26 protein-coding genes and 1 tRNA gene are annotated in these 26,313 nt (G+C 54.7%); 6 read left to right on the top strand and 21 right to left on the bottom strand.

All coding sequences use genetic code 11. From position 1 onward, the window contains the following. Nucleotides 1-8 precede the first annotated feature (8 nt). From GRI39_RS07965 to GRI39_RS07950, 4 genes are read right to left on the bottom strand one after another with little or no spacing between them, the layout of a single operon-like run. The gene (locus tag GRI39_RS07965; protein ID WP_160739136.1) at nt 9-971 is read right to left on the bottom strand and encodes an AAA family ATPase; all 963 of its coding nucleotides are present in this window, start codon (nt 969-971) and stop codon (nt 9-11) included. Beyond that, complete coding sequence (locus GRI39_RS07960) at nt 968-2,269, bottom strand: DUF4350 domain-containing protein (protein ID WP_160739135.1); 1,302 nt, start codon at nt 2,267-2,269, stop codon at nt 968-970. The genes GRI39_RS07965 and GRI39_RS07960 overlap by 4 nt, the downstream gene beginning before the upstream one ends. Next, nucleotides 2,266-2,940 (bottom strand): hypothetical protein, encoded by a 675-nt coding sequence (locus tag GRI39_RS07955; RefSeq protein ID WP_160739134.1) that lies wholly within the window; start codon nt 2,938-2,940, stop codon nt 2,266-2,268. Before GRI39_RS07955 ends, GRI39_RS07960 begins: the two co-directional genes overlap by 4 nt. Before the next feature lie 58 nt (nt 2,941-2,998). After that, nucleotides 2,999-3,892: a prephenate dehydratase gene (locus tag GRI39_RS07950; protein ID WP_160739133.1), complete on the bottom strand. Its 894-nt coding sequence runs from the start codon at nt 3,890-3,892 to the stop codon at nt 2,999-3,001. A gap of 127 nt (nt 3,893-4,019) precedes the next feature. Between GRI39_RS07950 and GRI39_RS07945 the strand changes: the two genes are divergently transcribed. Further along, nucleotides 4,020-4,679 carry a c-type cytochrome gene (locus tag GRI39_RS07945; protein ID WP_160739132.1) on the top strand — a complete coding sequence of 220 codons (660 nt, stop codon included), beginning with the start codon at nt 4,020-4,022 and terminating at the stop codon, nt 4,677-4,679. A 48-nt stretch (nt 4,680-4,727) separates the two neighbouring features. Here GRI39_RS07945 and GRI39_RS07940 read toward each other — a convergent pair whose 3' ends face one another. Further along, complete coding sequence (locus GRI39_RS07940) at nt 4,728-5,393, bottom strand: RlmE family RNA methyltransferase (RefSeq protein ID WP_160739131.1); 666 nt, start codon at nt 5,391-5,393, stop codon at nt 4,728-4,730. 65 nt (nt 5,394-5,458) lie between these two features. Continuing rightward, on the bottom strand, nt 5,459-6,631 hold the full coding sequence (locus tag GRI39_RS07935; protein WP_160739130.1) for a Ppx/GppA phosphatase family protein: 1,173 nt from the start codon (nt 6,629-6,631) through the stop codon (nt 5,459-5,461). Between the two features lie 170 nt (nt 6,632-6,801). Here GRI39_RS07935 and GRI39_RS07930 point away from each other — a divergent pair. Next, nucleotides 6,802-6,875: transfer RNA gene (locus GRI39_RS07930), tRNA-Gln, on the top strand. Nucleotides 6,876-6,983: 108 nt separating this feature from the next. Further along, a complete protein-coding gene (locus GRI39_RS07925) occupies nt 6,984-7,877 on the top strand; it encodes an LOG family protein (RefSeq protein ID WP_160739129.1) in 894 nt (297 codons plus the stop codon). Nucleotides 7,878-7,910: 33 nt separating this feature from the next. Here the strand turns inward: GRI39_RS07925 and thiD are convergent, their stop codons facing one another. Continuing rightward, nucleotides 7,911-8,687, bottom strand: coding sequence for a bifunctional hydroxymethylpyrimidine kinase/phosphomethylpyrimidine kinase (gene thiD, locus GRI39_RS07920; protein WP_160739128.1), 777 nt, complete (start codon nt 8,685-8,687; stop codon nt 7,911-7,913). A gap of 1 nt (nt 8,688) precedes the next feature. Beyond that, nucleotides 8,689-10,029, bottom strand: a complete 1,341-nt coding sequence (gene glmM, locus GRI39_RS07915) for a phosphoglucosamine mutase (RefSeq protein WP_160739127.1) — start codon at nt 10,027-10,029, stop codon at nt 8,689-8,691. 105 nt (nt 10,030-10,134) lie between these two features. On the opposite strand from glmM, the gene GRI39_RS07910 reads away from it, so the two are divergent. After that, nucleotides 10,135-11,397, top strand: coding sequence for a dicarboxylate/amino acid:cation symporter (locus GRI39_RS07910; RefSeq protein WP_160739126.1), 1,263 nt, complete (start codon nt 10,135-10,137; stop codon nt 11,395-11,397). Nucleotides 11,398-11,482: 85 nt separating this feature from the next. Further along, nucleotides 11,483-12,094, top strand: a complete 612-nt coding sequence (locus GRI39_RS07905) for a superoxide dismutase (RefSeq protein WP_160739125.1) — start codon at nt 11,483-11,485, stop codon at nt 12,092-12,094. 66 nt (nt 12,095-12,160) lie between these two features. Here the strand turns inward: GRI39_RS07905 and GRI39_RS07900 are convergent, their stop codons facing one another. From GRI39_RS07900 to GRI39_RS07890, 3 genes are all read right to left on the bottom strand, one after another. Next, nucleotides 12,161-13,333, bottom strand: coding sequence for an AI-2E family transporter (locus tag GRI39_RS07900; RefSeq protein WP_343033311.1), 1,173 nt, complete (start codon nt 13,331-13,333; stop codon nt 12,161-12,163). A 184-nt stretch (nt 13,334-13,517) separates the two neighbouring features. Further along, nucleotides 13,518-14,159: a sigma-70 family RNA polymerase sigma factor gene (locus GRI39_RS07895; RefSeq protein WP_246204960.1), complete on the bottom strand. Its 642-nt coding sequence runs from the start codon at nt 14,157-14,159 to the stop codon at nt 13,518-13,520. Then, entirely contained in the window at nt 14,156-14,332 is a 177-nt protein-coding gene (locus GRI39_RS07890; protein ID WP_343033310.1) for a NepR family anti-sigma factor, read from the bottom strand. The genes GRI39_RS07895 and GRI39_RS07890 overlap by 4 nt, the downstream gene beginning before the upstream one ends. Nucleotides 14,333-14,684: 352 nt before the next feature. Here GRI39_RS07890 and GRI39_RS07885 point away from each other — a divergent pair, with 352 nt between their 5' ends. After that, the gene (locus GRI39_RS07885; RefSeq protein WP_246204959.1) at nt 14,685-16,310 is read left to right on the top strand and encodes a CHASE domain-containing protein; all 1,626 of its coding nucleotides are present in this window, start codon (nt 14,685-14,687) and stop codon (nt 16,308-16,310) included. A gap of 99 nt (nt 16,311-16,409) precedes the next feature. Here the strand turns inward: GRI39_RS07885 and GRI39_RS07880 are convergent, their stop codons facing one another. The 10 genes from GRI39_RS07880 to GRI39_RS07835 form a co-directional block, all read right to left on the bottom strand. Further along, the gene (locus tag GRI39_RS07880) at nt 16,410-17,210 is read right to left on the bottom strand and encodes a response regulator (RefSeq protein WP_160739122.1); all 801 of its coding nucleotides are present in this window, start codon (nt 17,208-17,210) and stop codon (nt 16,410-16,412) included. 387 nt (nt 17,211-17,597) lie between these two features. Next, nucleotides 17,598-18,041: a response regulator gene (locus tag GRI39_RS07875; RefSeq protein ID WP_160739121.1), complete on the bottom strand. Its 444-nt coding sequence runs from the start codon at nt 18,039-18,041 to the stop codon at nt 17,598-17,600. A gap of 200 nt (nt 18,042-18,241) precedes the next feature. Continuing rightward, nucleotides 18,242-19,393 carry an N-acetyltransferase gene (locus tag GRI39_RS07870; RefSeq protein WP_160739120.1) on the bottom strand — a complete coding sequence of 384 codons (1,152 nt, stop codon included), beginning with the start codon at nt 19,391-19,393 and terminating at the stop codon, nt 18,242-18,244. Between the two features lie 256 nt (nt 19,394-19,649). Further along, on the bottom strand, nt 19,650-19,940 hold the full coding sequence (locus tag GRI39_RS07865; protein ID WP_160739119.1) for a lipoprotein: 291 nt from the start codon (nt 19,938-19,940) through the stop codon (nt 19,650-19,652). 90 nt (nt 19,941-20,030) lie between these two features. Further along, nucleotides 20,031-20,261 (bottom strand): hypothetical protein, encoded by a 231-nt coding sequence (locus GRI39_RS07860; protein WP_160739118.1) that lies wholly within the window; start codon nt 20,259-20,261, stop codon nt 20,031-20,033. A 62-nt stretch (nt 20,262-20,323) separates the two neighbouring features. Continuing rightward, nucleotides 20,324-21,424: an LPS export ABC transporter permease LptG gene (lptG, locus tag GRI39_RS07855; RefSeq protein WP_160739117.1), complete on the bottom strand. Its 1,101-nt coding sequence runs from the start codon at nt 21,422-21,424 to the stop codon at nt 20,324-20,326. Further along, the gene (locus GRI39_RS07850; protein ID WP_160739116.1) at nt 21,414-22,643 is read right to left on the bottom strand and encodes an LptF/LptG family permease; all 1,230 of its coding nucleotides are present in this window, start codon (nt 22,641-22,643) and stop codon (nt 21,414-21,416) included. The genes lptG and GRI39_RS07850 overlap by 11 nt, the downstream gene beginning before the upstream one ends. 100 nt (nt 22,644-22,743) lie before the next feature. Next, the gene (clpS, locus tag GRI39_RS07845) at nt 22,744-23,085 is read right to left on the bottom strand and encodes an ATP-dependent Clp protease adapter ClpS (RefSeq protein ID WP_160739273.1); all 342 of its coding nucleotides are present in this window, start codon (nt 23,083-23,085) and stop codon (nt 22,744-22,746) included. Between the two features lie 256 nt (nt 23,086-23,341). Next, nucleotides 23,342-24,169, bottom strand: a complete 828-nt coding sequence (locus GRI39_RS07840) for a phasin family protein (RefSeq protein ID WP_160739115.1) — start codon at nt 24,167-24,169, stop codon at nt 23,342-23,344. Between the two features lie 145 nt (nt 24,170-24,314). Further along, a complete protein-coding gene (locus GRI39_RS07835) occupies nt 24,315-26,222 on the bottom strand; it encodes a PHA/PHB synthase family protein (RefSeq protein ID WP_160739114.1) in 1,908 nt (635 codons plus the stop codon). Nucleotides 26,223-26,313 lie beyond the last annotated feature (91 nt).

Here is a 26,313-nt window from a genome sequence, read left to right as displayed (position 1 = left end):
AGGGACAATCAACGCGGCGCCTCTGTCTGTTCGATAAGGGAGGCCACAAGATCTTCCACCTGCTTGCCTTCGATTTCGGCAGAAGCAGAGAGTTTGAGGCGGTGCCGTAAGCTTGCGGTGGCCAGAGATTTCACATCATCTGGCAGGACATAATTGCGTCCATCAAGCGCGGCACGGCCACGAGCCGCTTGTGCCAACACCACTGCGGCACGTGGCGATGCGCCACTGGCGATATCGCTGGTCTCCCGCGTTGCGCGCACCAGCGCTACAATATAGGCGGCCACTTCCGGCGACAGGACAACTGAACGCACCGCTTCCTGCGCACCGTGAATCTGTTGGGCATTGGCGACAGCCTCAACACCATAGGTTTCCGGATGAGGGGCACCACTGCGTTCTCCGAAACGCGTCACGATCTGTACTTCTTCTTCCATGCTGGGATAGGACACCAGCAGCTTGAACAGGAAACGGTCAAGCTGGGCTTCTGGCAGCGGGTATACGCCCTGATTCTCAATCGGGTTCTGGGTGGCAACCACCATGAAGTGTGGCGGCAGAAGATGGGTTTCGCCATCCAGTGTGACCCGCCGTTCCTGCATCGCTTCGAGCAAGGCGGCCTGCGTCTTCGGCGGTGTGCGGTTGATTTCGTCAGCCAGCAAAAGGTCGCAGAAGATCGGGCCGCGCGTCAGGGTGAACTGGCTGGTCTGGAAGTTGAACAGGTTGGAGCCGATGATATCACCGGGAAGCAAATCCGGTGTGAACTGGATGCGCCCGAAGTCGAGGCCCGTTGCACGGGTAAAGCACTGGGCAAGAAAGGTCTTCGCGGTTCCTGGCGGACCTTCCAGCAAAATGTGTCCCTGTGCGATCAGGCCGATCAGCAAATGGTCGAGGATCTCATCCTGGCCGACGATGGCCTTGCGAACTTCACTCCGGATGGCGTTGGCAAGATCGCGTGTTTCTTCCAGCGTGATGGTCATGAGCGCGACATCCTTTCAATTTTTTTGAGCGCGTTTGCAGCGCGGAGCAAGTCACGCGCATTGCGGGCGTTTTTGAGAGCTTCGACTTGCTGCGGAAATTCAAGGTCAGACATTTGCCTTGCAGTGAGTGCCCGTGCAACAGCCGCCAAGCGTTCTTGGCCATCCGTGGCGCGGATACCAAGATTATGCGCGATGCGGGCGATCATCAGTTCGGCATAGGGGGCACCCAGCAGCCGCAGGCGTTTGGCTCTTTCGACCAGTGCTGCACCGTTTCTCGCAAGCTGTGTTTTGCCAAGGGCAATGGCGGGCGCATCACGCAAGGGCGGACCAAATCGGACAAAACCGCGCCATGCGATCAGGAAGGACAGCAGGATTAGGCACAATGTTGCGGCAAGGAATGGCGGTGTGAAGGCCAGTGTGAGCAAATTTGGCGATCGGCCGAGGCCGTTCAGTGTCAGGTCGAAAACAATGGGCAAATCATAATCGTCAAGCGTGGCATTGACGATCTGCATGGCCGCGCGTGCGCGGGTCTGATCAGCCATGCCATAATTGTTCATCAAATCAGGTTCAGAGACGATCACCACAGGCCAGACGGAGTCGTCCTCTTCGCTGACTGTTTCGCCTGCAGCCTGAGCCAGCGCTGGATACCAGCCGCCATCATCAAGATATCCGGCGAGTGATTGCCCTCCAGCCGTTGAAACCAGAGAAACAAATTGGCCGGATGAGAAAGATTGAACCGCTTTTGAATCCGGGAGTGTCCCAGACAAGCCAAAGCCATGCCAAGGCACGCCAGCATCTTTCCTGATGGCACCAACTTTAAGGTCGAGCGGACCAATAGTGTCGACACCTTCACCCCATGCAGGTGGTGAGGGAGCGACAAGGTGAACCCATCCGGGCTTCACATCGGTTTCAAATTTCACCTTGAGCCGGTCCAATGGCAGTGCTGACCATTTCGGAACGATAATCAATGTTGGGCCAAGATAGCGGCGGCTTGAGATGATTTTACTGATTGCATCACCATCCGCAGAAGCCGGAGGCGTCAGGATCAGAAGAGATTCTTGCTCAAAGGCTTTCTCGCGACGCGAAAGTGTCGGTTTGATGCCCTCTTTTTCAAGCAGCGCTACGAGGGCGGAATAGCCATCCAACCCGTTGCTCGCCGCATGGCCGCTGCCTTTATTATCATCACCAGTCCAGCCTGCAGACAGGGCGTAGAGCAACAGCAGAAAAGCAGCGGCTCCAACGACCAGCATGGCCAGAACTGCTTTGGGCGAAAAGGGCGAGGATTGGCTGCCGCTCATGCAGGACGCCCCTCAAGGAGGGTGCTGGAGCCGGTCAGGGCAAATTCGGAATAGGCGGCGCGGGCGGTCAGCCAATCATCCTGATTGAGTGGACGCAGTGCAAACATACTCCGTTCCACACGCTCTGAAATCACGGAAAATGCTTCGCGCGCTTTATCTGGCAGAGCTTTCAGATGAGCAATTTCACGGGCAGTGCTGGATGGTTCAAGCAAGTCAGGCTTTGCATCACGGATCTGATTGACACTACGCTGGAGAAGCAGATGCGTCGCCTCGCCATATCGACCTTCATCTGCCAGCCGATCTGCATCTTCGAGCAGGGCCGTAGCCTGTGCTGTATCCGGAGCCCAGCCGTCTTCCTGCTCAGCCTTGAGTGGGCGATCAAGGATGAAGGGGCTTAGCAACCGCCATAGGCTATACAAAACAGCTGCTGCGAGCAGTGCCAGCAATGCCCATTTCAGGGTTGGCCAAGACACCCCAAGCGCTTCAGCCAGAGGCTTCAATAATTCGCCCAACGCCCTGAATAGCCGCGCCAGCCAATCAGGCGTTTGCGGTGCTCCCGACATTTTGATGGGAGAGAACTGAATGGCCTCGTCATGGCGCACCGCTTGCCAATGGCGTGCGAAATCATCTGCTGCCCTGGCGGTATTGTTCTGTATCGATGTGTCCGTCACGGTGTAGTTCGTGGCATGGCAAAGCCCTTACGGCAACAACGCAGTCAAACCACTCGTCTCAATCACGTTTACGCCCGAGGCGATAACTACCCAACATGCGCAACCTTTTGCAGTGGAAAGCCAGCTCTTCCAACGCTCGGTCAACTGCAGGCGTGCCGGGCAGGCCGACAATATCAGCGTAGAATTCCGCCGCCTGAAAGCGTGCGCCCTGCTGGTAACTTTCCAGCTTCGTCATATTGATGCCGTTGGTCGCAAAGCCGCCGAGCGCTTTGTAAAGTGCTGCCGGAATGTTCTTCACTTCGAATATGAAGGTGGTCATGGCTTCATCATGGCTTAGCGTTTGCGGTGCGAGAGCTTCACGCGCGAGGATGACGAAGCGGGTCGTATTGTCTGGTGCATCTTCCACGTGGTGTTCAATGATGTTGAGGCCGTAAAGGTCGGCGGCCAGAGCAGGCGCGATGGCTGCGACATGGCTCTGCTGCATCTGAGCAACATAGGCTGCTGCGCCTGCCGTATCTGCATAGGACATCGGCACCAGACCCTTGCGCCGCAGATAGTGGCGCGACTGGCCCAAGGCTTGCGGATGGCTATAGGCGGCAGTGAACGGTCCGTCTCCAAGGCCCATCAATGCGTGATGGATGGGCATGAAATGTTCACCCACAATGGACAGGCCGCTTTCAGGAAGCAGGAAATGGATATCCGCAACGCGCCCGTTCTGAGAATTCTCAATTGGAATAATGGCGCTGTCAGCCTGCCCACTTTTCACCGCTTCGATTGCATCCAGAAAACTGAAGCAGGGCAGAGGCAGGCATTCCGGTGCATATTCCATAGCCGCGCGATGAGAGTTGGCACCTGGCGCACCCTGGAAGGCGATTGCTCTGGCCGGAGATTGGGCGGCGACATCGGCCATTTTCTTGACCAGGGCGAGGGCGGGTTCGGGATAACTCTGCATAACGTACTGCCGGTAGCGGCCCAGTAGCGAAGCGACAACAGATATTGCCAAAGTTTGAACACACTTGCTTCGCTAGCTTGCGATGATTAGACAAAAGGCAAAGTTTTGTGAGGGGCTTAAGATTTCCATGACCGACCGTTTTAATACTATTGCCGGCTGGACTCTTTTTGCTGGTATCGTGGCCCTTGGGCTTTCCATTATCAGCGGACATTTCTTCAATGCAGATAGTCCGGAGAGACCCGAAAAAATGGGCTATCCGATTGAAGGTGTCGTAGAAGAAGGGGCGAGTGAAGGGCCATCGCTTGCGATGTTGCTGTCCACTGCTGATCCTGCTGCAGGCGAGAAAATCTTTGCCAAATGCACGGCCTGTCATACGATTGCGCAAGGCGGAGCGAATGGCATTGGCCCCAATCTTTACGGCACAGTTGATGAGCCGATTGGCAAGGGCAAGGCTGGCTTTGCCTTCTCCAGTGCGCTGTCAGATCATGGTGGAAATTGGACATTCGAAAATCTGGACGAATGGCTGAAAAGCCCTCGGTCTTTTGCACCAGGCACCAAGATGAGCTTCGCAGGTCTTGGCAGTGCAGAAGATCGCGCCAATATGATCGTCTATCTCAATTCCATGGGGCCGGGCGTGCCCTTACCAGCAGTTGAGGCACCAGCAGAGGCAAAGCCGGATGAACCGGATGAAGCTGTGGAAGGGGGCGCAGCTGATCCAACGGCTGATAGTGATCCGGCGGCAGCTGGCGCAGAAGTAACTGCACCGGCAGCTGCCGCTAAAAACTGATCCTGACGCGATAAGCGCTGCTTTTTTACAGCACCCGTTATTTCGGGCTTAACCGCGCGGTTTGAAACCTTGCGCGACGACATACCATTCGGAAGAACCTTTCCGGCTTGCTGGAGGCTTGGCGTGTTTGACGGTGGTAAAATGCTTCTTGAGCAGCGCAAGCAACTGCGGGTCGGTGCCACCTGCCAGAACTTTAGCAACAAATGCACCGCCCGTGTCGAGCGTTGAGATGGCAAAATCAGCGGCCGTTTCCACGAGCCCCATCGTGCGCAAATGATCGGTCTGCTTATGCCCCACCGTATTGGCGGCCATATCTGACAGGACCAGATCCGGTGCGCCGTCCAATGCTTCTTCTAACTTCTGTGGCGCGTCGTCTGCCATAAAATCCATCTCGAAGATGGTGACGCCTTCAAGCGGTTCAGTCGGCAAAAGGTCGATCCCGACGACCGCGGCCTTCGGAGAGATCTTGCGGACAACCTGGCTCCAACCGCCCGGTGCGATCCCAAGATCAACCACACGGCGCTTGTTCTTCAACAGGCTGAACTTCTCGTCCAGTTCAATCAGCTTATAGGCCGCACGGCTGCGGTAGCCATCAGCCTTGGCTTGCTTGACGTAAGGATCGTTAAGCTGCCGTTCGAGCCAGCGAACCGAGGATGCAGTACGGTTGCGAGCAGTGCGCAAGCGCTTGTCAGGATTTTGACCGGAGCGGGCCATCAGAGGCGAGCCTTTGCAAAAGAGGAGTTGTGGGCAAGAGGGATTGTTGAGGGACTATATAGCATTTATCCCTCATTCCGCTTGTTTTTATGAAGCGCTGCCTGGGTTTCAATACCTTCGGCATCCGAACTGATCAGAGAGCGCAGGATACCTTCGCGGATGCCGCGATCCGCTACGCCAAGGCGCGGAGCTGGCCAGATGTCCATGATTGTTTCCAGAATAGCGCAGCCGGCAACGACCAGATCGGCGCGTTCATTGCCGATGCAGGGCAGCCGTCGGCGTTCTTTCGGAGACATTGTAGACAAGCGCTGCGAAATGTCGCGCATACTATCAGAGGGCACTATTAAGCCGTCTACGGCTTTGCGATCATATTGTGGAAGATCAAGATGTAGGCTGGCCAGCGTGGTCACAGTGCCGCTGGTGCCCAAAAGCCGCAACTCAGGCGTTTGCGCCGATTTCACCCGTTCGGCAAAATCCGCGAAGCTGTCTGCTACAAGCTTGCGCATTGCTGCATAACGCGAGGCACGCGCAGCAGCCCCCGGCATTTCATGGCCGACGGTTTCTGTCAGCGATACCACGCCCCATGGCACAGATTGCCAGTCCAGAATGCGGGGCACCGGGCCACCCGCTTCGATCAGCACCAGTTCGGTTGAACCGCCACCAATATCGAAAATCATCGCTGGGCCGATTCCGTCTTCTAGCAGAATGTGGCAGCCCAGAACCGCAAGGCGAGCCTCTTCCTGTGCAGAAATGATATCAAGAACGATGCCGGTTTCTTTTTTGACCCTTTCAATAAAAGCGGCACCATTCCCCGCGCGGCGGCAGGCTTCGGTTGCAACAGATCTTGCGAGGTGAACATTGCGGCGGCGTAGTTTTTCGGCGCAGACCTTCAGGGCACCTACGGCCCGGTCCATAGCGACATCGCTCAGCATATTGGTTTGAGCGAGACCTTCGCCCAACCGCACCACACGGCTGAAGGCGTCAATCACGACAAAATTTTCGCCTGATGGGCGCGCAATTAACAAGCGGCAATTGTTGGTGCCGAGGTCGATTGCGGCATAGGCTTGCCGAAATTGCCTGTGAGGCGGGCGACGCCATATTTTTGGCGTGGCCGGTTCTGCCCCTTGTCTTTCACCGGAAGGGCGAGATTCCTTGGCTGGCGGGCGCGACGGTGACTTTTTGCCGCGCGGCTTTCTGCTTCTATCCCGCTTCTTTTCCGGCGGAGAAATGTCCGCCATGGTAACTGTACTTTCTTTTTATCATTCTTCCCGACCTGTGGCCGGGGACCTGACACCAAGCTAGCGAACCCGACCCCATCCGGCAAGCGTGGCTATTGGCAGAATATAATTGCAGCGAAACTACCCCTTGACGATTCGGATTAGCCCGCCTAGTTGCGCGCCTCACCGGTTGCCCCGTCGTCTAATGGTAAGACTACGGACTCTGACTCCGTCAATTGAGGTTCGAATCCTCACGGGGCATCCAAAACTTCTCGGAACAATTTGATAGCTGGGGCGCTGCGCCTTTCCATATGACTATGGAACGCCTAGGGCTGGCTATAGCTGCCTAAAGCAGTGCTTTGGAGAATGACGTGTGAGTGAACGGGACGACGAAACGATAGGTAATGAACGCGATCTGGTGGACCGTAAGTTCTACCCGGCCGAACAAGAAGCTGACTTTGCTGAGAAAAACCCGCTCATTACGCCGCAGACACAGCATCCAGCCTATCGCCTGGCGTTTCGCGATACGGAATTTCTGCTGAGAGAAGAGCTACGCCCGATGCGGTTCCAGTTGGAACTGATGAAGACGGAAATGCTTCTTGATGAAGCGCGTGTCGGATCGACTCTGGTCATGTATGGCTCTGCGCGCATTCCGCCGCCGGAAGCTGCAGAAACAGCGCTCGACAATGATCTGCCGGAAGAGCGTAAGCAGGTCGTGCGCAATCTCGTCGCCAAGTCGAAATATTATGCGGAAGCTTTTAACCTTGCGAAGATGGTCAGTGAAAAGTCCATCATCGAAGATGGTAAGCGGCAGTTTGTGATTTGTTCAGGCGGTGGTCCGTCGATCATGGAAGCGGCGAATAAGGGGGCATCTGAGGCAGGTGCGGAAAGCATCGGCCTCAATATCGTGCTGCCTCACGAACAGGCACCGAACCCCTATGTGACACCCTATCTTTCATTTCAGTTCCACTATTTCGCGCTGCGTAAAATGCATTTCCTGCTGCGCGCCCGCGCGGTGGCAGTGTTCCCCGGTGGCTTTGGGACGTTCGATGAATTTTTCGAACTTCTGACACTGATTCAGACGGGCAAGATGAAGCCCATTCCGATCATGCTGTTCGGCAAGGATTTCTGGAATCGGGTGATCGATTTCGAAGCACTGGCTGATGAAGGCACGATCAATCACGATGATCTCAAGCTGTTCCACTGGTGTGAAACGGCAGAAGATGCATGGAAGCACATTGCCGAGTTTTACGAACTGCAATGGTGATTGGATGGGGTAATGGTGCCTGAATGGGCGCCGTTACCCCTCCCGACCTGACTGATATGCCTGATGCCCCATCGGCCCATGGCCTGCCCCAAACCCGGGAGCGGCCAACATCACCTGACGAGTGAAATCGCGCGCTTCGCTGATGGCGTCCTCAAGCGTGGAACCTTTCCCCATCAAAGTCGCAATAGCGCTTGAAAGCGTGCAGCCTGTCCCATGTGTATGGCGGGTAAAGATCCGCTCATCTTCCCACACAATCTCAGGCAAATCGGGTTGCACGAGGCGGTCCATCACGGTGGGGCCTTCCATGTCACCGCCTTTGGCAAGGTAAGGGATATGGCGCAGAGCCATCTTCTGCGAACCGCCAAGAGCTTCCAGTTCAGGCACATTCGGCGTTGTCAGCGCGGCAAGGGACATCAGGCGTTCAAAAGCTGCCACGGTGTCTTCATCGGCCAGTACGGAACCACTTGTTGAAACCATCACCGGGTCGAAAATGATGGGCGCTTCCAGCCGCTCAAGCCGGTCTGCGACGATATTGGCAATATCGGGGGAGCCAAGCATACCGATTTTCACGGCGTCCACCCCGATATCATCAAGACAGGCATCAAGCTGCGCTGCAACCATATCGGCCGATAAGGCTTCCACCTTGGTCACGCCAAGCGTGTTCTGCGCAGTGATCGAGGTGATTGCGGTCATCGCATAGCCACCCAGCATCGTGATGGTCTTGATGTCGGCCTGAATCCCCGCGCCGCCGGAACTATCCGAACCGGCAATGGAGAGGATGCGGGGCGGGGCGATGTGCTGAGCTGTCATATTAATTGGCAGCTTCCTGAAGGCCGCAGCAGATAGTGTCGACAACCTGTTCGATTTCATCCCGGTCATCACCTTCTGCCATCACGCGGATTTTGGGTTCAGTGCCGGATTTGCGAATAACGAGCCGCCCTTTACCCTTCAATCGTGCTTCTGCATCGGCAATTACAGCCTGAACCTTGGGGTCAGCCAATGGATTGCCGCTGGCGTAGACCACATTCTTGAGGAGTTGTGGAACCGGGTCGAACAGATGCAGCAATTCGCTTGCGCGTTTGCCAGACTGGACCATCGCTGCGACGACCTGAAGCGCTGCAATGCAGCCATCGCCCGTGGTGGCATGATCCAGCAGGATCATATGGCCTGATTGTTCACCACCCACATTATAACCGCCCTTGCGCATCGCTTCGAGCACATGGCGATCGCCCACCTTTGCGCGGACCAAGTCCAGCCCCTTGCTGGCTAGAAACCGTTCAAGCCCAAGATTGGACATGACTGTGGCAACAATCCCGCCACCGCGTAAATGGCCACTATCCGCAAGCCGTGAGCCGATCAGCGCCATGATCTGATCACCGTCAATGGTTTCGCCCTTCTCGTCGATCACGATCAGGCGGTCTGCATCTCCATCCAGCGCAATGCCGATATCCGCGCGCTCGGCAACAACGCGTGCCTTGATGGCATCAAGGTCTGTCGAACCCACACCATCATTGATGTTCAGGCCGTTTGGCGACACGCCCATCGCAATAACTTCGGCGCCCAACTCCCAGAAGGCGGAAGGGGCAACGGTGTAGGCAGCACCGTGGGCGCAATCGACGACAATCCGCAGCCCATCTAGCCGCACTGCATCATTCAAAGTCTGTTTGATGGAATGGATATAGCGCCCGCGTGCATCATCAATCCGACGGGCGCGGCCGATCTGATCGCCTTGCGCCAGTTGCTGTTCTTCGCCCAGAGCGCGTTCAATCGCTTCTTCATCCTCATCAGAAAGTTTGAAGCCATCCGGGCCAAAAAGCTTGATGCCATTATCCGCAAACAAATTGTGACTGGCGGAAATCATCACCCCAATATCTGCGCGCATTTCACGGGTAAGGAGGGCAATGGCAGGCGTCGGCAGTGGCCCGGTCATCACCACATCCATGCCTACACTGGTGAAACCTGCCACCAATGCGGTTTCCATCATATAGCCGGAAAGCCGCGTGTCCTTGCCAATCACAACCCGATGTCGATGATCGCCGCGCAGAAAATGGCGGCCTGCAGCCTGACCCACTTTCATGGCTGTGGCGGCGGTTAGTACACCAGCATTGGCGCGACCGCGAATACCATCCGTTCCGAAATAGCTGCGTTCCATTTTGGCGGTTCTCCGAAGGTTTGGTGGCGAAGATCGATTGCTTATTTGCCATGACGCCTCCTGCATCCTATGTCACCTGCGAAATCCGGCGGACAGGGGAGTTCGATGGCCGCATCCGGCGTTTCTGACACATTGCAGGATATTAATCTTCCGGCTGGCTGGACCTTTGCCGGTTTGGTGTTGGGTCTTGGCCTCGGTTGGGTTTTGGCTGACAATACGGTCATCGCGCCTATCTTGTTGGTGGCGGGGCCTGTAGGCAAGCTTTGGCTCCAGGCCTTGCAGATGACAATCATCCCACTGGTGGCTTCGTTGCTTGTCGTTGGCATTGTCAAAATGGTCGATACAGCTCGCGCTGGAGCGATGGCCCGACGGACCCTTTCAACTTTTATCGCCATTCTGGCCTGCGGGACATTGCTGGCCTGCTTGGTTGTTCCTGCGTTATTGAATCTCTTTCCTATTCCAAACGGAGCGCGGGGAGCTTTGCAGATCTCCCACACGGATACGGTGCAACAGGTGCCGGGGTTAGGAGCTTTTTTTGAATCACTGATTGCGCCCAATGTGGTCACTGCTGCCGCGAATAACGCTATTCTGCCGGTGATTATTTTCTTTGCCGCGCTCGCAGTGGCGATTGCGCGTTTGCCGATTGCTCAACGCAAACTGCTGCATGGGTTTTTCGAAGCTCTGGGCAATGCAATGCTGATGGTTATCGGCTGGATCTTGTGGATCGCACCGATTGGCGTTTTCGCATTGGCAATCGGATTGGCGGCAAGGGCAGGTAGTGGCGCAGTGGCTGCTCTGGGGCATTATATGCTGCTGGTTTCCAGCCTTGGCCTGATCGTGCTGCTCGCATCCTATCCGCTGGCAGTGTTGGGCGGAGGTAAGCGTTTAGGACGTTTTTCTCGTGAAGTGCTTCCAGCGCAAGCGGTTGCTCTTTCAACTCAAAGCTCGCTGGCCAGCTTGCCTGCGATGCTTGCATCTTGCCGCCAACTCGGGGTGCGGGACATTTCGGCCGATTTCGTTTTGCCATTGGCTGTGGCGATCTTTCGGGCAACCAGTCCCGCCATGAATATGGCCGTGGCAATTTATGTGGCGCATCTTTCCGGTGTACCGCTGACCCCTGCTACATTGGCAGCAGGCGCCGCTGTGGCGATGATCACTACGATGGGCTCGGTCAGTCTGCCGGGTGCGGTAAGCTTTGTGACTTCCATTGGCCCCATTGCACTTGCTATGGGCGTGCCAATCGGCCCCCTGGCTTTGCTGGTCGCGGTAGAAATGTTGCCAGATCTGATGCGAACGGTAGGCAACGTCACCATGAATGTGGCAGTGGCATCCACAATAGATAGACAGTCGAATCTGGAACAGGTTTGAGAATTGTTTGCAACAGCAACTCAGCGCTTTCTCGCGCGTTGGGCTCAAGAACGACCCTTTCATAGTAACTGAAGGATGGAGAACTATGGCTTTTGAACTGATGGCACTGCCTTTTGTGGCAGACGCTCTGGCACCTGCAATTTCTGCAGAAACTCTGAGCTTCCACCACGGCAAGCACCATAAGGCCTATATTGACAAGACCAACGCTGCGATCGAAGGCACGGACAAAGCAAATGACGACCTGGAAACCGTCATTTCCAAAGCGCGCGGTAGTGATCAGGGTCTTTTCAACAATGCAGCACAAAGCTGGAACCACGGTTTCTACTGGAAGTCGCTGACTGCTGAAACGGCTGCGCCTACTGGCGATCTGGCAGCCAAGATCGACGAAGCTTTCGGTTCTTTCGATGGCTTGAAGGAAAAGCTTGCTGCAGCAGGTGCAGGGCACTTCGCCAGCGGCTGGGTGTGGCTCGCTGAAAAGGGTGGTAAACTGTCACTCGAAGAAACGCATGATGGCGATACGCTGGCTGATTCCGATTTCAACCCATTGTTGACGATCGATGTATGGGAGCATGCTTATTACCTCGATCACCAGAATGCGCGTCCTTCTTACTTGAAGGAAGTGATCGAAAAGAAGCTGAACTGGGAATTTGCCGCTGAAAATCTGGCGCGCGGTTCGGCATGGAAATATCCTGCCTAAGCCTTTCCAGGTGATATGATGAAGGCCCGCCCGCTATTCAGCGCGGCGGGCTTTTGCATATCCGGCCTATTGTTCGTGAGCTGGTTCTTCGGGATGATGCGCGGTCAGCGGATTGCTCGAAAACAGGGGCTCACCGAAAATGAAGCCGATGAGATTGGGTTTGCCCAGATGATCGATTAGGGCTGTGAGCGAAAGCAGGATGGGGACGGAAAGCAGCGCGCCAGTTACACCCCAGATCCAGCTGAAATAGCTCAGGGCAATCAGGATCATCACCGGATTCATCGTGAACTTCGCACCGAGGATAGAGGGTGTCGCCACATTGGATTCCACTGCGTGCAGCCCCAGATAGGCTGCAGCAGGGATCATTCCGACAAGCGGCGCGTCGGCCGTTCCAAGGCCAAACAGTGTCAGTAGAGCAATCATTGCCATTGGGCCGATGTAAGGCAGAAAATTGAGCAGTGCCGCAAGGCCGCCCCACATGACAGGCGCGCCCATTCCAAGTGCCCAAGCACCCAGGGCAACGATTATGCCAATGCCAAGGTTGATAAGCCCAACGGTCAAAATATAGGCTGCGACCCGATCCTGCACATCACGGATCACCCGCGCCGCTTTCAGGCTGGTTCCAAAATGCGCTCGGTCGAGAAGAAGCCGGTGACGCATTCTGACACGCGCTTCTATCATAAAGAACGCCATCAGAAAGGTAAGCAGAACTTCCAGAATGACGCTTGGTGTAGCGAATGCCAATTGTTCCAGCATGGAGGGTCCAGCCAGAACAACTCTGTCCTGATTACTGTCACCCACGATGCCGGAAATTTGCCGGTTAAGATTGGTGATCCAATCCAGGCTACCTTTCAGATGTGAGAAATGTTCACCAATTCTGCTCACCATTGCCGGAACTTCATCAAACAGGCTGACGGCTGGCTGGAGCACCGCTCCAAGTGCGAGCACCAGAATGCCCATGAAGAACAGCAAGGCGAGCAGCGAAGCGATGACATTGGGCAGGCCCAGCATAGAAAAGCGATCTGCCAGCGGAGAGAGCACAATGGTCAGCATCAAAGCTGTTACCAGCGGCAGAAAAACGACTGCACCGATCGACAGAACAAAGGGAAGGGCCAGGAACAGTCCGGTGGCTAAAAGCAGGACAAGGGCGGATACTAGGCGCAGTTCCTGAGCGGCAAAAGTCATCGCCTGCTGACCATTGTCACCATTCTGTTGAAGTGATTCATCCTCTTGAATCACTTTCTCGAAATGGCTCTTGCTAGCGGCGCTTGATGGGGGTGAAGCCCCCCTTGAGCCGTTCTGGCTACCTTTTCCCTGTTGCGAGCTCATTTGTCGCCTCACCTTTTATCCTCAGGGCTAAATGGCGGGCAACAAGGGGCGCTTCAAGCGGAATGCCCCTTATCCCAGTCAATTGAGCGAGGTTTTATTTGGCGGCTGTTGCCGCTTTGCCATAACCTGCTGAAACATGATCGAGTTCTTCGAGAATAGCTCGATGCGCAGAAGGGTCACTGATGGAGCGGTCAGGAATGTCACCATCCTCGATCATGCTGGAAAGAGCGGCGCGAGCACGACCTACACGGCTTTTGATTGTACCCACGGCGCAGCCGCAAATATTGGCAGCTTCTTCATAAGAAAATCCGCCAGCACCTACCAGCAGGAGAGCCTCTCGTCGCTCCGGCGGAAGCGTCAGCAATGCGCGGTGCATGTCTGACAGATGGATTGGTTCTTCCTGTCCGGCAGGAGCAGTCAGCACCCGTTCCGCCACTGTCTCATCATATTCACCACGAAAGCGGTTGCGGCGCATGTCCGTGAGATAAGCGTTGCGCAAAATTACGAATGTCCAAGCACGCATACTGGTGCCCGGTTCGAACCTGTCTTGCGCAGCCCATGCTTTGAGCATTGTTTCCTGTACAAGATCATCGGCCATATCCGGGCGGCCGCACAGGCCGCGTGCAAAAGCACGAAGATGGGGAGCAACTTCCGTGAGTTCGCGCTTGAAGTTGCGTTTATCTTCAGCGCTGCGTTCAGGCAATTCGCGTTTTGTGCTGCCTTTATCGCTACTCATTTCTTGTCGCCATCATCGAGTTTGGCGAGCAGGTCCATGAAACTGTCAGGCAATGGTTCATTGACCACAGAATCGTATAATTGCTTCAAACCGCTGGTCCATTCCGGTTCGCGATTATCTTTAGCAGCCGTTTTGGCTGCGGGTGATGATTTTTTGTTATCCATGCCTGTCATGCGAAAATATGCCTACCGCCCCATATATATGCGATTTGCTCCATAATCTGGCAATTTTTCTGCCAGATAACAGAGTTCACTTTCCCATTCGTTTCATTTTCTCTGATAAATCAGCCTGAGTGTGGAACGAAAATGATGCAATATGGTTCCCTGCAGACTGCCTTATTGAAATTTGGACAGCTTCTGGCAGTCGGGTGAAGATGAGTAAGACCGATCCGCTCCTGCCTACGGTCCCGCAAAACTCGGTGACGTAGGGCCAGAACGCATGTCGAGAAATGAGTTGGAGATTGGTTTGGCCGGGTCTGGCAGCAGGACAAAACGTTGGTTGGTTCGATACCCTCGCGCTGTTCCTTTGACTATTTTTCTTCTGATCGCAGCCATTACTGCGTTGAGCGTTTACGCCATTGAGAGAAGTGAAGACCAACAGGCAGCGGCTCAGCTTCGCACCCGCGCGGCGGCTATCTCATCTGCGCTTGAACGGCGGGCAAATGCCAGCAGTGCTTATCTCCGGGCAGGTGCAGCCTTGTTGGCGATGATGGATGACATTCCGGCATCCCGCTTTCGCCGCTTTGTCAGCGAGTTGCGTCTCGATGCAGAATATCGGGGTGCTGATGGCATTGGCTGGGCGCGGGTTGTCTATCCTGACGAGGTGGAAGCCTTTAACGAATCCATGAAGAGGGATGGGCCGGGCAGCATCCGCTTACACCCTCAATTGAGCCCGGCTCAGGCTTTCGCCGTGCCGGTCACTTTCCTGCAACCCGATACTCAGCGTAACCGCCTGGCATTGGGCTTTGATATGTTCTCTGAGCCGGTGCGCCGGGCAGCCATGATGGAGGCCGAACGCACATCGCGGCCTACGGCCAGTGGGCGTGTTGTCTTGCAGCAAGAGGGAGGTGACCCTGAACCGGGCTTTCTTATCTATATGCCGGTTTTCAAACCAGTCCCCGGAGGAAGAGCACTGAAGGGCTATATTTTCAGCCCGTTTAACGCGCAGGACTTTTTTGCCTCAGCTTTGGAACTGGAGGGTGCAGGCCAGTTCAGCGTGAGGATTTATGACCGGAGCGTTGCCCCTGCCAATCTGCTGGCAGAAATTGACAGTCTTCCCAACGGTAACTCTGGTATGGTGGAACGTCAGGTAGTGACAATTGCCAATCACCCATGGGTTCTGGAACTGCATGGTGGCCGCACGGATACGCTTTCTGGCCTATCTATGGCGACCTTGATTTTCGGCTTGCTGGTGGCGCTGCTGTTGACTGTTCTGATCCGTATTTTAACAGCGCAGGCAATGGAAGACCAGGCAGCATTGCGCTGGCTGGAAGAACAGGCGTCCATTCGCAATTCTCTCACACGTGAACTTAATCATCGGGTGAAGAATACGCTTGCCAATGTCCTGTCGATTATTGCTTTGACGCGCCGCCGTGCTGAGAGCCTCAACGATTTTGCCGACGGTCTCGACGGTCGTATCCGTGCCTTGTCAGCAACGCATGATTTGCTCACCCAGTCTGACTGGGGTGCGACGCCCGTGCGGTCTGTGGTTCAGGCCGAATTGCTGCCCTATGCGCAATCGGGTGACCATGAGGTCAAGCTGGAAGGCGATGAAGTTCAGCTCGCCCCGAATGATGCCCTTTCGCTGGGGCTTGCGGTCCATGAATTGGCGACCAATGCAGCCAAATATGGTGCGCTTAGCCAATGTGGCGGGCGAATTTCAGTCGCTTGGGAAATGGTGGAGCGGGATCGGGTACAAATTAAGTGGTTGGAGCGTGGCGGGCCGCCCGTTGCGGCCAAGCGTGGTCGGGGCTTTGGCACTGACCTGATCGAGAAAATTGTGGCTCATGAAGTGGGCAATCCAGTTGATCTCCGGTTTGAACCTGAAGGGGTCAGCTGCGTACTGACGATTCCTGTTCGCAAGCCGAAGCCGTTTGCTATGCGTACGCCGAAGCCAGCGCACCTCGCCAGTATCCCTGATTCACAGGTTTGAAGGCTCTTTCAGGGCGGGGCAGGATTGTCTCTGACGCAAAAAGCCGGCCTGAGAGCTAAGCTCCCGGCCGGCTTTATATCTGCCTAAAGATTAGCCCGATCAGTCGAGCGGGCGACTTGATCCAAAGAACAATGCCTGACTGATTGCAGCGCGTACCGTGTCTTCCTGGAATGGCTTGGTAACGAGATAGGTCGGTTCTGGCCGATCACCTGTCAAAAGCCGTTCAGGGTAAGCCGTGATGAAGATCACTGGCACAGACCCGATGGCGAGAATATCGTCCACTGCATCAAGGCCGGAAGAACCATCGGCAAGCTGAATATCAGCCAGCACAAGGCCAGGTGTTTCCTTGGCTACAACTTCCTGTGCTTGTGTGCGGGTTGCTGCCGTACCGCAAATATCATGGCCCAATGAACGAACCAGATCTTCCAATTGCATGGAGATCAGAGGTTCATCCTCAATGATAAGGACATTGGTGGAGCTTTCACGGTCGATTTCCGCAACCGCTTCTTGCACCAGACGGTTCACATCATTTTCCTGCACGCCCATGATTTGAGCGGCTTCACCGGGAGAGAAATCTTCCACTGTGGTAAGCAGCAGGGCCTGCCGGTTCATGGGTGTGATACGGCGCAATTGGCCCTGTGCTGCAGCTTCATGGGCTGCAGAGGGAAGGGCCTGTTCTTCATTGCCGATTTCGAGATATGCGCTCGACCATAATTTGTTGAATGCGCGATAAAGCGGAACGCGACCGCCTCTTAATGAATTAGAGAGTTCTTCGTCTGCCAAAGCAGCTTCAAGCGTTGCCTGAACAAAGGCATCGCCAGTCGCTTGCGAACCGGTCAGGGCGCGCGCGTAACGACGGAGAAATGGGAGATGTGCGGCAACTGCTGCCCCTAATGACATAAAATACCTTCCCGATGATTTCGGCGCGCATGTAACGTTTCAGGTAGCCGGCTGTTCCGGACTGCCTGAATAATTCAAACGGGCTCCTATGGGCACTGCGCCCCTCAGGTCTAACTTAGGAAGTGCTGGCCCAAAAAAAAGACATAAAAACACGTTTGGTCGGAACCAGTTATCAAGCTGGCCATTATCGCTATATCACCGCCGAGCCCCCCTCCCGTCCAAATGGCGGTGATACGATCCCGAAAGGCCTCTATTCTGATGGTTTCAGAATAGAGGCCTTTTTTCAATTGCTTATTTCGTATTCTGAGGGTTTAGCAGAATGAGCTTAACAGCCCCGAAAAAGCGCTGAAAGGGCTCTAAAGGCGCATAAAATGTATTGAGGGAAACCTAAGCGGGGCTTGAGGTGAGAGACGCTTTCAGCCTTGAAAAAATGCCGCGAGGTTTTTGCCTTGCAAGCAACGGAACCAAATGGTTGGGATCATATGGCTTAGCCATGATCGTTCCAAGATCAGCGATGCCGGCTGGAATAGCATCGGGTGCGCCCGTGGAAAATACAATCCGCGGGCGATTGGGGCCTAGCTCCTCAACCAGTTCTGCCAAGGTCCAGCCATCATCCCGATCAGATAGATGAACGTCGAGAATGATCGAGTCCGGTTTTTGATGCTCCAGCGCGGCAATTGTGCACGCGAGTGAGGCGCAGATTGTAACGTTGGTTGCCCCATGAGCGCGAAGGGTTGCCTCTATATCAAGAGCCAGTACCGGATCGTCTTCAACGACCAGAACGCTGCCTAAAGGGCTAGTAATATTTGCCTTTTTGCTTACGTTCTTCATCGTATTTTTCCTGAAGCTGACTAAGTTTTGATGCCCTCCGGATATCAGTAACTTAACGTAGGATAGAGCAGGCGAGTTCCCATCAGCCGTAGGAAATGCAAGGAAAAGGCTGCTGCAACGTGCCATCGTTCCAGCGGCCCAAATGCTCAGCTATTGAAAGAGGCAGGTCGGTCACAATGAGCGTAACCTGCAGGCTTGCATCAAAGCGGTTTCTCGTAAATCCGATATTCCCGGTTGATTGTGCTGCCGATCGCATCAGCGATAGCAATCATTCCCTGATTATCATCCAGAATCCAGCCAATTTCACTGCGGGTTGACCCATATTTGCTGATGGCTTCCCGGCGAATATATTCAATCATCATGAAAGCGAGCTGACTGGCCATTCGGCTGTTCTGGAGGCGTTTGACCACTCCCATCAACGGCACGCGCATGGTTTTGACGCGGGGATTTTTGAGCCAGCGAAGCATGGTGATCCAGCCGAAAGGAAACAGCTTTCCCTTGATCTTCAAAATCGGCTCATTGGCATCGGGCAGGGTGAGCATGAAGGCCACCGGCTCGCCATCCAGTTCAGCGATCATGATGAGATCTTCGCGCACCAGAGGGCGAAGCTTCTTGCCCATATGGGCCTTCTCTTTATCGGTGAACGGTACGAACCCCCAATTGTTGGACCATGCTTCGTTCAGAATTTCGATGATGATATTGGCTTCACGCTCGAAATGGGCGATTTCCACCTTGCGGACATTGATCCGTTCGTTTTTTTCACCCGATTTGATGATCCGCTGGAGGAGCGGCGGGAAGTCTTTGGTAATGTCTAGCTCATAGGTCACCAGCGACTTTACTGGTTCATAGCCATCGCCTTCGATCCACGCCTGATATTTGGCGTTGTGATGACCCATCATCACCGTGGCGGGATGATCATGGCCTTTGACCAGCAGGCCCGGCTCTTCCCACACGGAAAGACTCATGGGCGCAAGAACGCGGGTCATGCCCTGTTCGCGCAGCCATTCTTCGGCCCGGGCAATCAGAGCTTTGGCCGTCGCTTCATCTTCTGAATCGAGTAAACCCCAATTGCCAGTGCCCGGCCCCATGCCCTTTTCTGGTGGTTGGGTCAGTGCCAATTCGTCATAATGAGCGGAAATGCGGCCTGTGACCCGACCATCCTGATGGGCCAGAAAAAGCTGCATCTTGGCGTGATCGTGGAACGGATTCTTACCCGGCGTCAGCAATTCTACCATTTCGGATCGCAAAGGCGGCACCCAATTGGGGTCGCCAGCATTCAGCCTATACCCACAATCGATGAATTTTTTGAGATCCTTTTTGCCGTTGACCGGCGTGATGGTGATGCCACCCATGTTCAAAAATATCCTGCTGGCCCGGCAAAGCCTGTGTTTGCCGATCTGATGCTATACCGCCCTATGCCATAGCTGAATGCACCTCGCCAAGCTACGGCAGGAGGAATCTTGGTGATCGTATAAGGCGTGAATGCGAGGACAAAAGGTCGGCTTGAGCATCCAGTGAGAGCTGGAAGCATATGTGAGATAGCAGGCGAACAGATTCATGCGCGCCTGCTACCATTTTGCGGTATGACCTATGGCTATCGGGTCGCGCTTATTTGGTCGTGATGGTTGCCGAAGCCTTCCCATCTGTATCAACTGAGACTTTGCTGTCGCCGCTGTTGATTTGTGCAGAAACGCCATTCTTATCCACTGTGACGCGATTTCCGCTCTCGTCTTGAGTCGCAGAATCATTCGCCATGGGGACGCGTGGTTCGGATGTCCCGGTTGTTGTGTCTGAAGAATTTGCTTCATTTTGTGCGGGCGCTTCAGGTGCGTTGGCTTGCGAGCAGGCTGCCAATGCCAGAACTGCGCCAGCTGCGAATATACTATTACCAAATTTCATGAGACTATCCTTTCCATGAAGAAAAAATGGGCGCGAAAGCACATTGCTCCGGCCCATTTGAAACCTTCCGGTGAACCGGGGGCCTGTCGATTACATGCCGCTGTCGGTCTTTTCGGGTGCGGGCGTTGCACTCGCATCCGGCGCGGGATTACCCATTGTCGTGCCATCACCAGCAGATGGTGTGGTCATGGAAACCTGCGTCGTGGCGGGCTCCTGTGCTGCTGGCGCGTCACTGGAAGTGGCTTCCTGAGGTTCACCACCGCAAGCGGTGAGGGCCAGCATGGCAGTGCCTGCAATCGCGGGAAAAATATATCTTTTCACAGGTCTTCTCCTTCGCGGTCGTTACCATGCGACGTATTGACACGCGCATGGTTCCCCGAAACTCACTCTTCGGTGCGAATGAGAACTGTTTCACCAACCAGAAGGAAGAGGAAAAAAGGTGCCCAGGCAGACAGGAACGGCGGGTACCCTCCAAAACTGCCCATCGCTAAAGCGGCGTTATCGACTACGAAATATGTGAAGCCTAGCGCCATGCCGATAACCGCGCGAACAAACAATTGTCCGGAACGGGCGAGGCCAAAGCCAGCCACCGCGCCAAGCAATGGCATTAATATGGCGGACAGTGGGCCAGAAATCTTGTGCCACCATTTGCCTTCCAGTTCCGCAGTTGGGCGACCGGCAGCGCGCAAGGAAGAGATGGAGGCGGATAGTTCGCTCAACGGTTGAGCATCGGCATCCACCGAGTTGAGATCAATCTGGCGGGGTTTCAGCCCGCGGGCGATCAGCAAATCTTCTCCGAGTTCCCGTGTGTCGGCGCTTTGCACATCGAACATTACCGGGCTCTTCAGTAGCCAGCCGGGCGCAGCATAGGTAGCGCTGGGGCTCCGTAATTCACGGGTGATCATGCCATTTGCGTCACGCTCGTAAAAGGTGACGTTTTTCATCACGATGTCATTGCCGGAACCAGACACTAGCGCTGCGTAGAGAATATCTGCCCCATTATTGAGATAGACGTTCGAGTGCACCACGCTTTGTTTTGGTATTGGCCCATAATCCACCGCATTCCATGCTTTGAGCGTTGCTGTGGCATGGGTGACGACACGTTCGTTGAAAACGAAGGATACGCTGGACACGATTGCGGCTGTCGCCAGTAATGGAGCGAGAATTTGATGCGCAGAAAGCCCGGCGGATTTCATCGCGATCACTTCGCTGTTCTGGTTCAGTGTCGCCAGAGTGATGATGGTTGCCAGAAGCACGGAATATGGCAGGAAGCGGGACACCAACTGCGGGACGCGCAAGGTCACATAGGTCCATAATTGTGCTTCATTATTGCCGGGATAGGCCAGAATATCGGCACTTTCGGTCAGCAGGTCGAGCATCTGCAGTATGACCACCAGCATCACCAGCACCGCCAGAATTCTGACGATGAAAGTTTTGGCGAGATAGAATGTCAGCGTCCGCGAAGGGAAGAAATCAAGCGTCATGAGCATCCTCCGCAGGGTGTTCAGAAACCCGGCGAGGTTCGCGACGGAACAGCTTGGTCACAAATTTGGAAATCTTGGCAAACACCGATTCCAGTGCTCCGATAGCTTGTCCGCCCGGAACATAGGCCACGCGGTAATACATCCACAAGATCAGTGCGGAGAAGATAACGAACGGCCCCCACAGCGGTACCCATGGATCGAATTTGCCGATCATGGCCACTGACTGCCCGTATTGGTTTACCTTGTGATAGGCGACGACCATCACAATCGACACAAACACCCCCAGCGCCGAGGTGGATCGCTTGGGCGGGATTGCCAGCGCTACACCCAGCAGCGGCATCATCAGCATCATCACCACTTCCACCATCCGGTAGTTGAAACTGGCCAGGCTGGAAGTGCGCTCGGCTTTGGGAGCTTCCTTGCTCCAGCCAATTTTAAGCAGTTCAGGCAGGATATATTCGCGATCCCCTCCACGCTGGCGGAACCGTTCGATGGCTGGCAGATCGATTGGCAGATCGTGCTGGGTAAAGCTCAAGACACGTGGTGTCTTGCCTGGCGTGGTTTGGATAATCGTGCCGTCGTTCAATCGCATGATGATGGTGTTGCGATTGTCCTGATTGGCGAGAAACTGGCCTTCGCGGGCTGAGATGGCCAGAACCTGGCCGCTCTTTTCAGACACACGGGCAAAGATGCCCATCAACCGCTTGCCATTGTCTTCACTGGCTTCGATCTTCAACGCCATACGGTCCTCTAGGGTGGTGAATTCTCCCACCTTGATCGATGCCCCCAGTGCGCCGGACTTCAGTTCATATTGCAAACGTTCGTAGGAATAGCGCGAAATGGGCTGGAGGTAGCCGACAATGGCAAAGTTCAGCAGCACCATTGCAACGGTGATCAGATAAGGAACCCGCAGCAGCCGCGTATAGCTCCAGCCCACCGCGCGCATCACGTCGAGTTCGCTTGATGTGGCGAGTTTGCGGAAGGCGAGCAGAATGCCCAGCAGCAGACCCAGCGGAATGGCCAGGCTGGCATATTCGGGGATCAAGTTGAGCAGCATCTGGAACACGATGCCAACAGGCCCGCCCTGGGTAGAAACCACTTCGAACAGGCTCAACATCTTGTCGAGCATCAGCAGCGACGCCGCGATGACAAAAACCCCCAGCATCGGTACGATCACGAGCCGGAAGATGTAGCGGTCTGTTGCAGTGATGAAAGGCAAATGTCAGGCCGATTGCTTGTGGATGTTCAAAAGCGAAACTGGCCTATAGCGTCACTTGCGCCCAAGGTCATGGCGTTTGTGGCGCTGACTGTCACCAGTATCAGGCCTTTTCCAGCGTACATTGCAAGGGATGCTGATTTTCGCGCGCAAAATCCATCACCTGATTCACTTTGGTTTCAGCGATTTCATAAGGAAATACGCCACATACGCCCACACCATGCTGGTGGACCTGAAGCATAACCCGCGTGGCCTGTTCGAGATCCATGCGGAAGTAGCGTTTCAGCACGATGACGACGAATTCCATTGGGGTGTAGTCATCGTTCAACAGCAGAACCTTATATTGGCTCGGCTTTTTGGGTTTGGCGCGGGCTTTTGTGGCCAGGCCAATCTGAGCTTCATCGTCATGTGCCCCATCGTCAGCACCGTTATACTCCCCACCCATGGCAGGAAGGACAATCTCTTCAAGAGCGTCAGAGGTTTCAATGGGCCAGTTCATTGTGCCTGAATATCGTAAGGAATGGTCTGGCTGCAAGGTGTGCTTGCTTTCTTAATCGTAAATCGCTGCATTTCCTTGCCTTTTGCGAAGCAAAAACCGGGTGAGCCGATATGAAAAGGGCCAGACAATCGCAATGATCGTCTGGCCCAATGTCATGGCCGGGAAACGATGCCACCCGGCGATTGGTTTCGTGAGCGTTGGCTCAGGCTACCTTGGAGAACTTTTCCGTGGCGACAGTCATGCGGCCGGAAAGCGGAGCAATCGCGTCATTTGCCAGTTTCACCATGTCGTCGCTGCTCTTGGAGCCGAAAGCGACCATGGAATCGAAATGGCGGCGCATCAGATTGCTCTGAAGCTGGAACAGCTCGGTTGGGCTCTTCACAGCGGCCATGGCTTTCATGTCGGTGGTGGCAGCTTCATAAGCTGACTTGGCGTCTTCGACGTAAGCCTTGCTCATTTCCTGCATACCGCTGGAAAGGATCTTGCCGGCTTCAACCATGGCTTCGACATTGCCCTTGGTGAATTCGGTCATTTCACCCATCATTTCCTGGCTTTTTTCGTAAGCTGCACTGGCGCGGGCCTGAATGTCCTTCATAGCCGTGTCCATAGTGCCGGTGAATTCATTTGTTTTGGCGGTTGCCATAATTTGTTCCTTCAACTCGCTGATCGTTGCTTTGGGAGTGGTTTCTGACTGGGAAACCTTGGCTGCAACAGGGGCAGCCTTTTCCGTTTTGGTCCCCTCAGCAGGATTGGCTTTCGCTTTGCCTGTCGAGCGGGCGGCCGGTTTTTTAACGGCCGCTTTCACAGCGGTCTTTTTTTGTACCGGAGTGGCCTTGGCCGGTTCGGAAACCTTGGGCGCGGAGGAGGCCGCAGGCGCGGATGACTTGGCCGGTTCAGCCTTGGCAGCGGCAGGAGCCGTTTCCTTGGGTTTTTCCGACGCAAGTGCTTTGCTGCTGTCATCCTTGGATGATGGCAGTTTGACGCTTGTCTTCTCAGCGCTCTGGATGGCTTTGTCTTGAGACTCGTCCATAAATCCTCACTTCCTGCAAAGGCAGTTCAGGAGAGACCTTTGCTGCACTGCAATAAATATGGAGTGAGTCAGTCAGAGTCAAGGATAATTGTGCGTCGCAACATTATGTTACTTTGCTTAGGCAATTACTCTAGGTGTATGTTTCCTAACGCATTGTCACATAGCGACCCGGCGCATCCTCAATCGCCTTGTCGCCTCTGCCGCCGGGTTTGCGCTTGCCCTTGGCTGGGACTTTTTCGGGTGAAAGGCCGGAAACCCATTCGATCCAGTCCGGCCACCAGCTTCCAGCCGTTTCGCTGGCGCCAGCGCGAAATTCCTCAAGTGAAGTGACCGGTTCGGAATTGATCCAATATTGATATTTGCCCGATGATGGTGGGTTGACGACACCTGCGATATGCCCGCTTCCGGCCAGCACGAAGCGTACAGGGCCAGCCAGATGCGTGGTCATGGCGAATACGCTTTGTGGAGGAGCGATATGATCGTCGATCCCGGCCTGAATGTAACAGGGCGTTTTTATCTGCCCCAGATCAATGGGTGTATCGCAAGCGCTTAAAGCGTTGGGCTGAACCAGCAGATTGTCTCGATAAAAATCGCGCAAATAGGCTTCATGCCATTTGGCCGGAAGGTTGGTGACGTCGCTATTCCAATAGAGCAGGTCAAACGCCTGATAGTCTTCCCCCATAAGGTAATGGTTGACGACATAATTCCAGATCAGATCGGCCCCGCGCAACAGGTTGAAGGTCGCAGCCATGTAGCGGCCATCGAGATAGCCCTTGGTACTGGCCTGGCGAACCATCTCCAACTGCGCATCATCGATAAAGACTTTGAGTTCACCAGCATTTTCAAAATCGACCTGTGTGGTGAAAAAGGTGGCACTGGCGATTTTGTCACCTTCACCCCGGCGGGCGAGGATCGACAGAGTGGCGGCAAGGGTAGTGCCTGCCACGCAATAGCCTACAGTATGAACAGACGGCACTTTCAGCCGATCGCGCACCAGATCAACAACATCGATTTGTGCCTGAATATAATCGTCCCAGCCAATCTCTGCATGACTTTCATCAGCCGAGCGCCAGCTAACGATAAAGACGGTCAGGCCCTGTTCCACAGCCCAGCGCACGAAGCTCTTTTTCGGGTTGAGGTCGAGAATGTAAAACCGGTTGATCCACGGAGGAAAGATCACCAGCGGCGTGGCCATGACGCTCTCAGTCATCGGTGAATATTGGATTACCTGATAGAGCGGCGTTTCGTGGATAACCTTGCCGGGGGTGGCAGCGACATTTTTACCCAGCTTGAATTGATCTACTTTGGTGTGGGTCAACTGGCCGCGTTCAAGATCGGCGGCGAGTCGTTCCATGCCTTTCACCAGATTGGCCCCGCGCGTTTCCATCGTGCGTTCGAGCACTGCCGGGTTGACCAGTGGATAATTGGCCGGGCTCATCGCATCGAGCACGCAGCGGGTTGCAAAGCGTAATTGTTCACGCTCTTGCTCGGCCAATCCATCCACATCATCGACCATCTCCTGCACTCTTTCGGCGAGAAACAGATAGGTTTGATGAAGCAGGGCAAAGGCGGGATGTTCACGCCATGCCGGGTCGGTAAAGCGGCGATCCTTACGAGGTAAATGCGGGTTGAGCGAACCGGCACCATTCCCCTTGGGGCCAAGCCCGTATTGATCGAGAATATCTTCCCACAGCGCGACGCCTTCTTCCCACAAATTCTGTTGACGAGAAGGGTCTGTCATGGGGAATTGATCATACCATTTCTTCATCAATGCCATCCATTCGGAAGGATCGGCAAAGAAGGGAATCGGTGTCATCGGAAGTGCTTGCTGGTGGTTGAATTCCAGCCACATCTTCTGCAGCGCTGCAGCGGCATCGTTCCATTCGGCCCAGTTCTCATCGCTTGTGAGGGATGCCGTTATTTCGGGCAGGATGGTGTCCATCAACTGCCTTGCAGCATCGCTCTGCAAGCGGAGCATCTCGGTGAACAACTGGGCAGCGCGGCCAGGAAAGTCGCCAGAACTGCCTGTCGGGTTGGAATCGTTATGGCTCATCACGGGAGAGCATACGTTCTTTTACGACAATTGTGAGTAGGCAAAGGATAAAAATGATCGCTGACTGAAGGCTTCATTGCGTGAATCGTGC

The sequence above is a fragment of the Altericroceibacterium indicum genome (genome assembly GCF_009828105.1).
Lineage (GTDB): Bacteria > Pseudomonadota > Alphaproteobacteria > Sphingomonadales > Sphingomonadaceae > Altericroceibacterium > Altericroceibacterium indicum.
Note: the sequence above shows the minus strand (reverse complement) of the source record. Positions and strands in the feature narration are given on the sequence as shown.

Excerpts from the sequence above, each read along its gene's own strand:
- GRI39_RS07965 (WP_160739136.1), bottom strand. The coding sequence starts at position 971 with ATGACCATCACGCTGGAAGAAACACGCGATCTTGCCAACGCCATCCGG.
- GRI39_RS07960 (WP_160739135.1), bottom strand. The coding sequence starts at position 2,269 with ATGAGCGGCAGCCAATCCTCGCCCTTTTCGCCCAAAGCAGTTCTGGCC.
- GRI39_RS07950 (WP_160739133.1), bottom strand. The coding sequence starts at position 3,892 with ATGCAGAGTTATCCCGAACCCGCCCTCGCCCTGGTCAAGAAAATGGCC.
- GRI39_RS07945 (WP_160739132.1), top strand. The coding sequence starts at position 4,020 with ATGACCGACCGTTTTAATACTATTGCCGGCTGGACTCTTTTTGCTGGT.
- GRI39_RS07940 (WP_160739131.1), bottom strand. The coding sequence starts at position 5,393 with ATGGCCCGCTCCGGTCAAAATCCTGACAAGCGCTTGCGCACTGCTCGC.
- GRI39_RS07935 (WP_160739130.1), bottom strand. The coding sequence starts at position 6,631 with ATGGCGGACATTTCTCCGCCGGAAAAGAAGCGGGATAGAAGCAGAAAG.
- thiD (WP_160739128.1), bottom strand. The coding sequence starts at position 8,687 with ATGACAGCTCAGCACATCGCCCCGCCCCGCATCCTCTCCATTGCCGGT.
- glmM (WP_160739127.1), bottom strand. The coding sequence starts at position 10,029 with ATGGAACGCAGCTATTTCGGAACGGATGGTATTCGCGGTCGCGCCAAT.
- GRI39_RS07910 (WP_160739126.1), top strand. The coding sequence starts at position 10,135 with ATGGCCGCATCCGGCGTTTCTGACACATTGCAGGATATTAATCTTCCG.
- GRI39_RS07905 (WP_160739125.1), top strand. The coding sequence starts at position 11,483 with ATGGCTTTTGAACTGATGGCACTGCCTTTTGTGGCAGACGCTCTGGCA.
- GRI39_RS07895 (WP_246204960.1), bottom strand. The coding sequence starts at position 14,159 with ATGAGTAGCGATAAAGGCAGCACAAAACGCGAATTGCCTGAACGCAGC.
- GRI39_RS07890 (WP_343033310.1), bottom strand. The coding sequence starts at position 14,332 with ATGACAGGCATGGATAACAAAAAATCATCACCCGCAGCCAAAACGGCT.
- GRI39_RS07880 (WP_160739122.1), bottom strand. The coding sequence starts at position 17,210 with ATGTCATTAGGGGCAGCAGTTGCCGCACATCTCCCATTTCTCCGTCGT.
- GRI39_RS07875 (WP_160739121.1), bottom strand. The coding sequence starts at position 18,041 with ATGAAGAACGTAAGCAAAAAGGCAAATATTACTAGCCCTTTAGGCAGC.
- GRI39_RS07870 (WP_160739120.1), bottom strand. The coding sequence starts at position 19,393 with ATGGGTGGCATCACCATCACGCCGGTCAACGGCAAAAAGGATCTCAAA.
- GRI39_RS07865 (WP_160739119.1), bottom strand. The coding sequence starts at position 19,940 with ATGAAATTTGGTAATAGTATATTCGCAGCTGGCGCAGTTCTGGCATTG.
- lptG (WP_160739117.1), bottom strand. The coding sequence starts at position 21,424 with ATGACGCTTGATTTCTTCCCTTCGCGGACGCTGACATTCTATCTCGCC.
- clpS (WP_160739273.1), bottom strand. The coding sequence starts at position 23,085 with ATGGGTGGGGAGTATAACGGTGCTGACGATGGGGCACATGACGATGAA.
- GRI39_RS07840 (WP_160739115.1), bottom strand. The coding sequence starts at position 24,169 with ATGGACGAGTCTCAAGACAAAGCCATCCAGAGCGCTGAGAAGACAAGC.
- GRI39_RS07835 (WP_160739114.1), bottom strand. The coding sequence starts at position 26,222 with ATGAGCCATAACGATTCCAACCCGACAGGCAGTTCTGGCGACTTTCCT.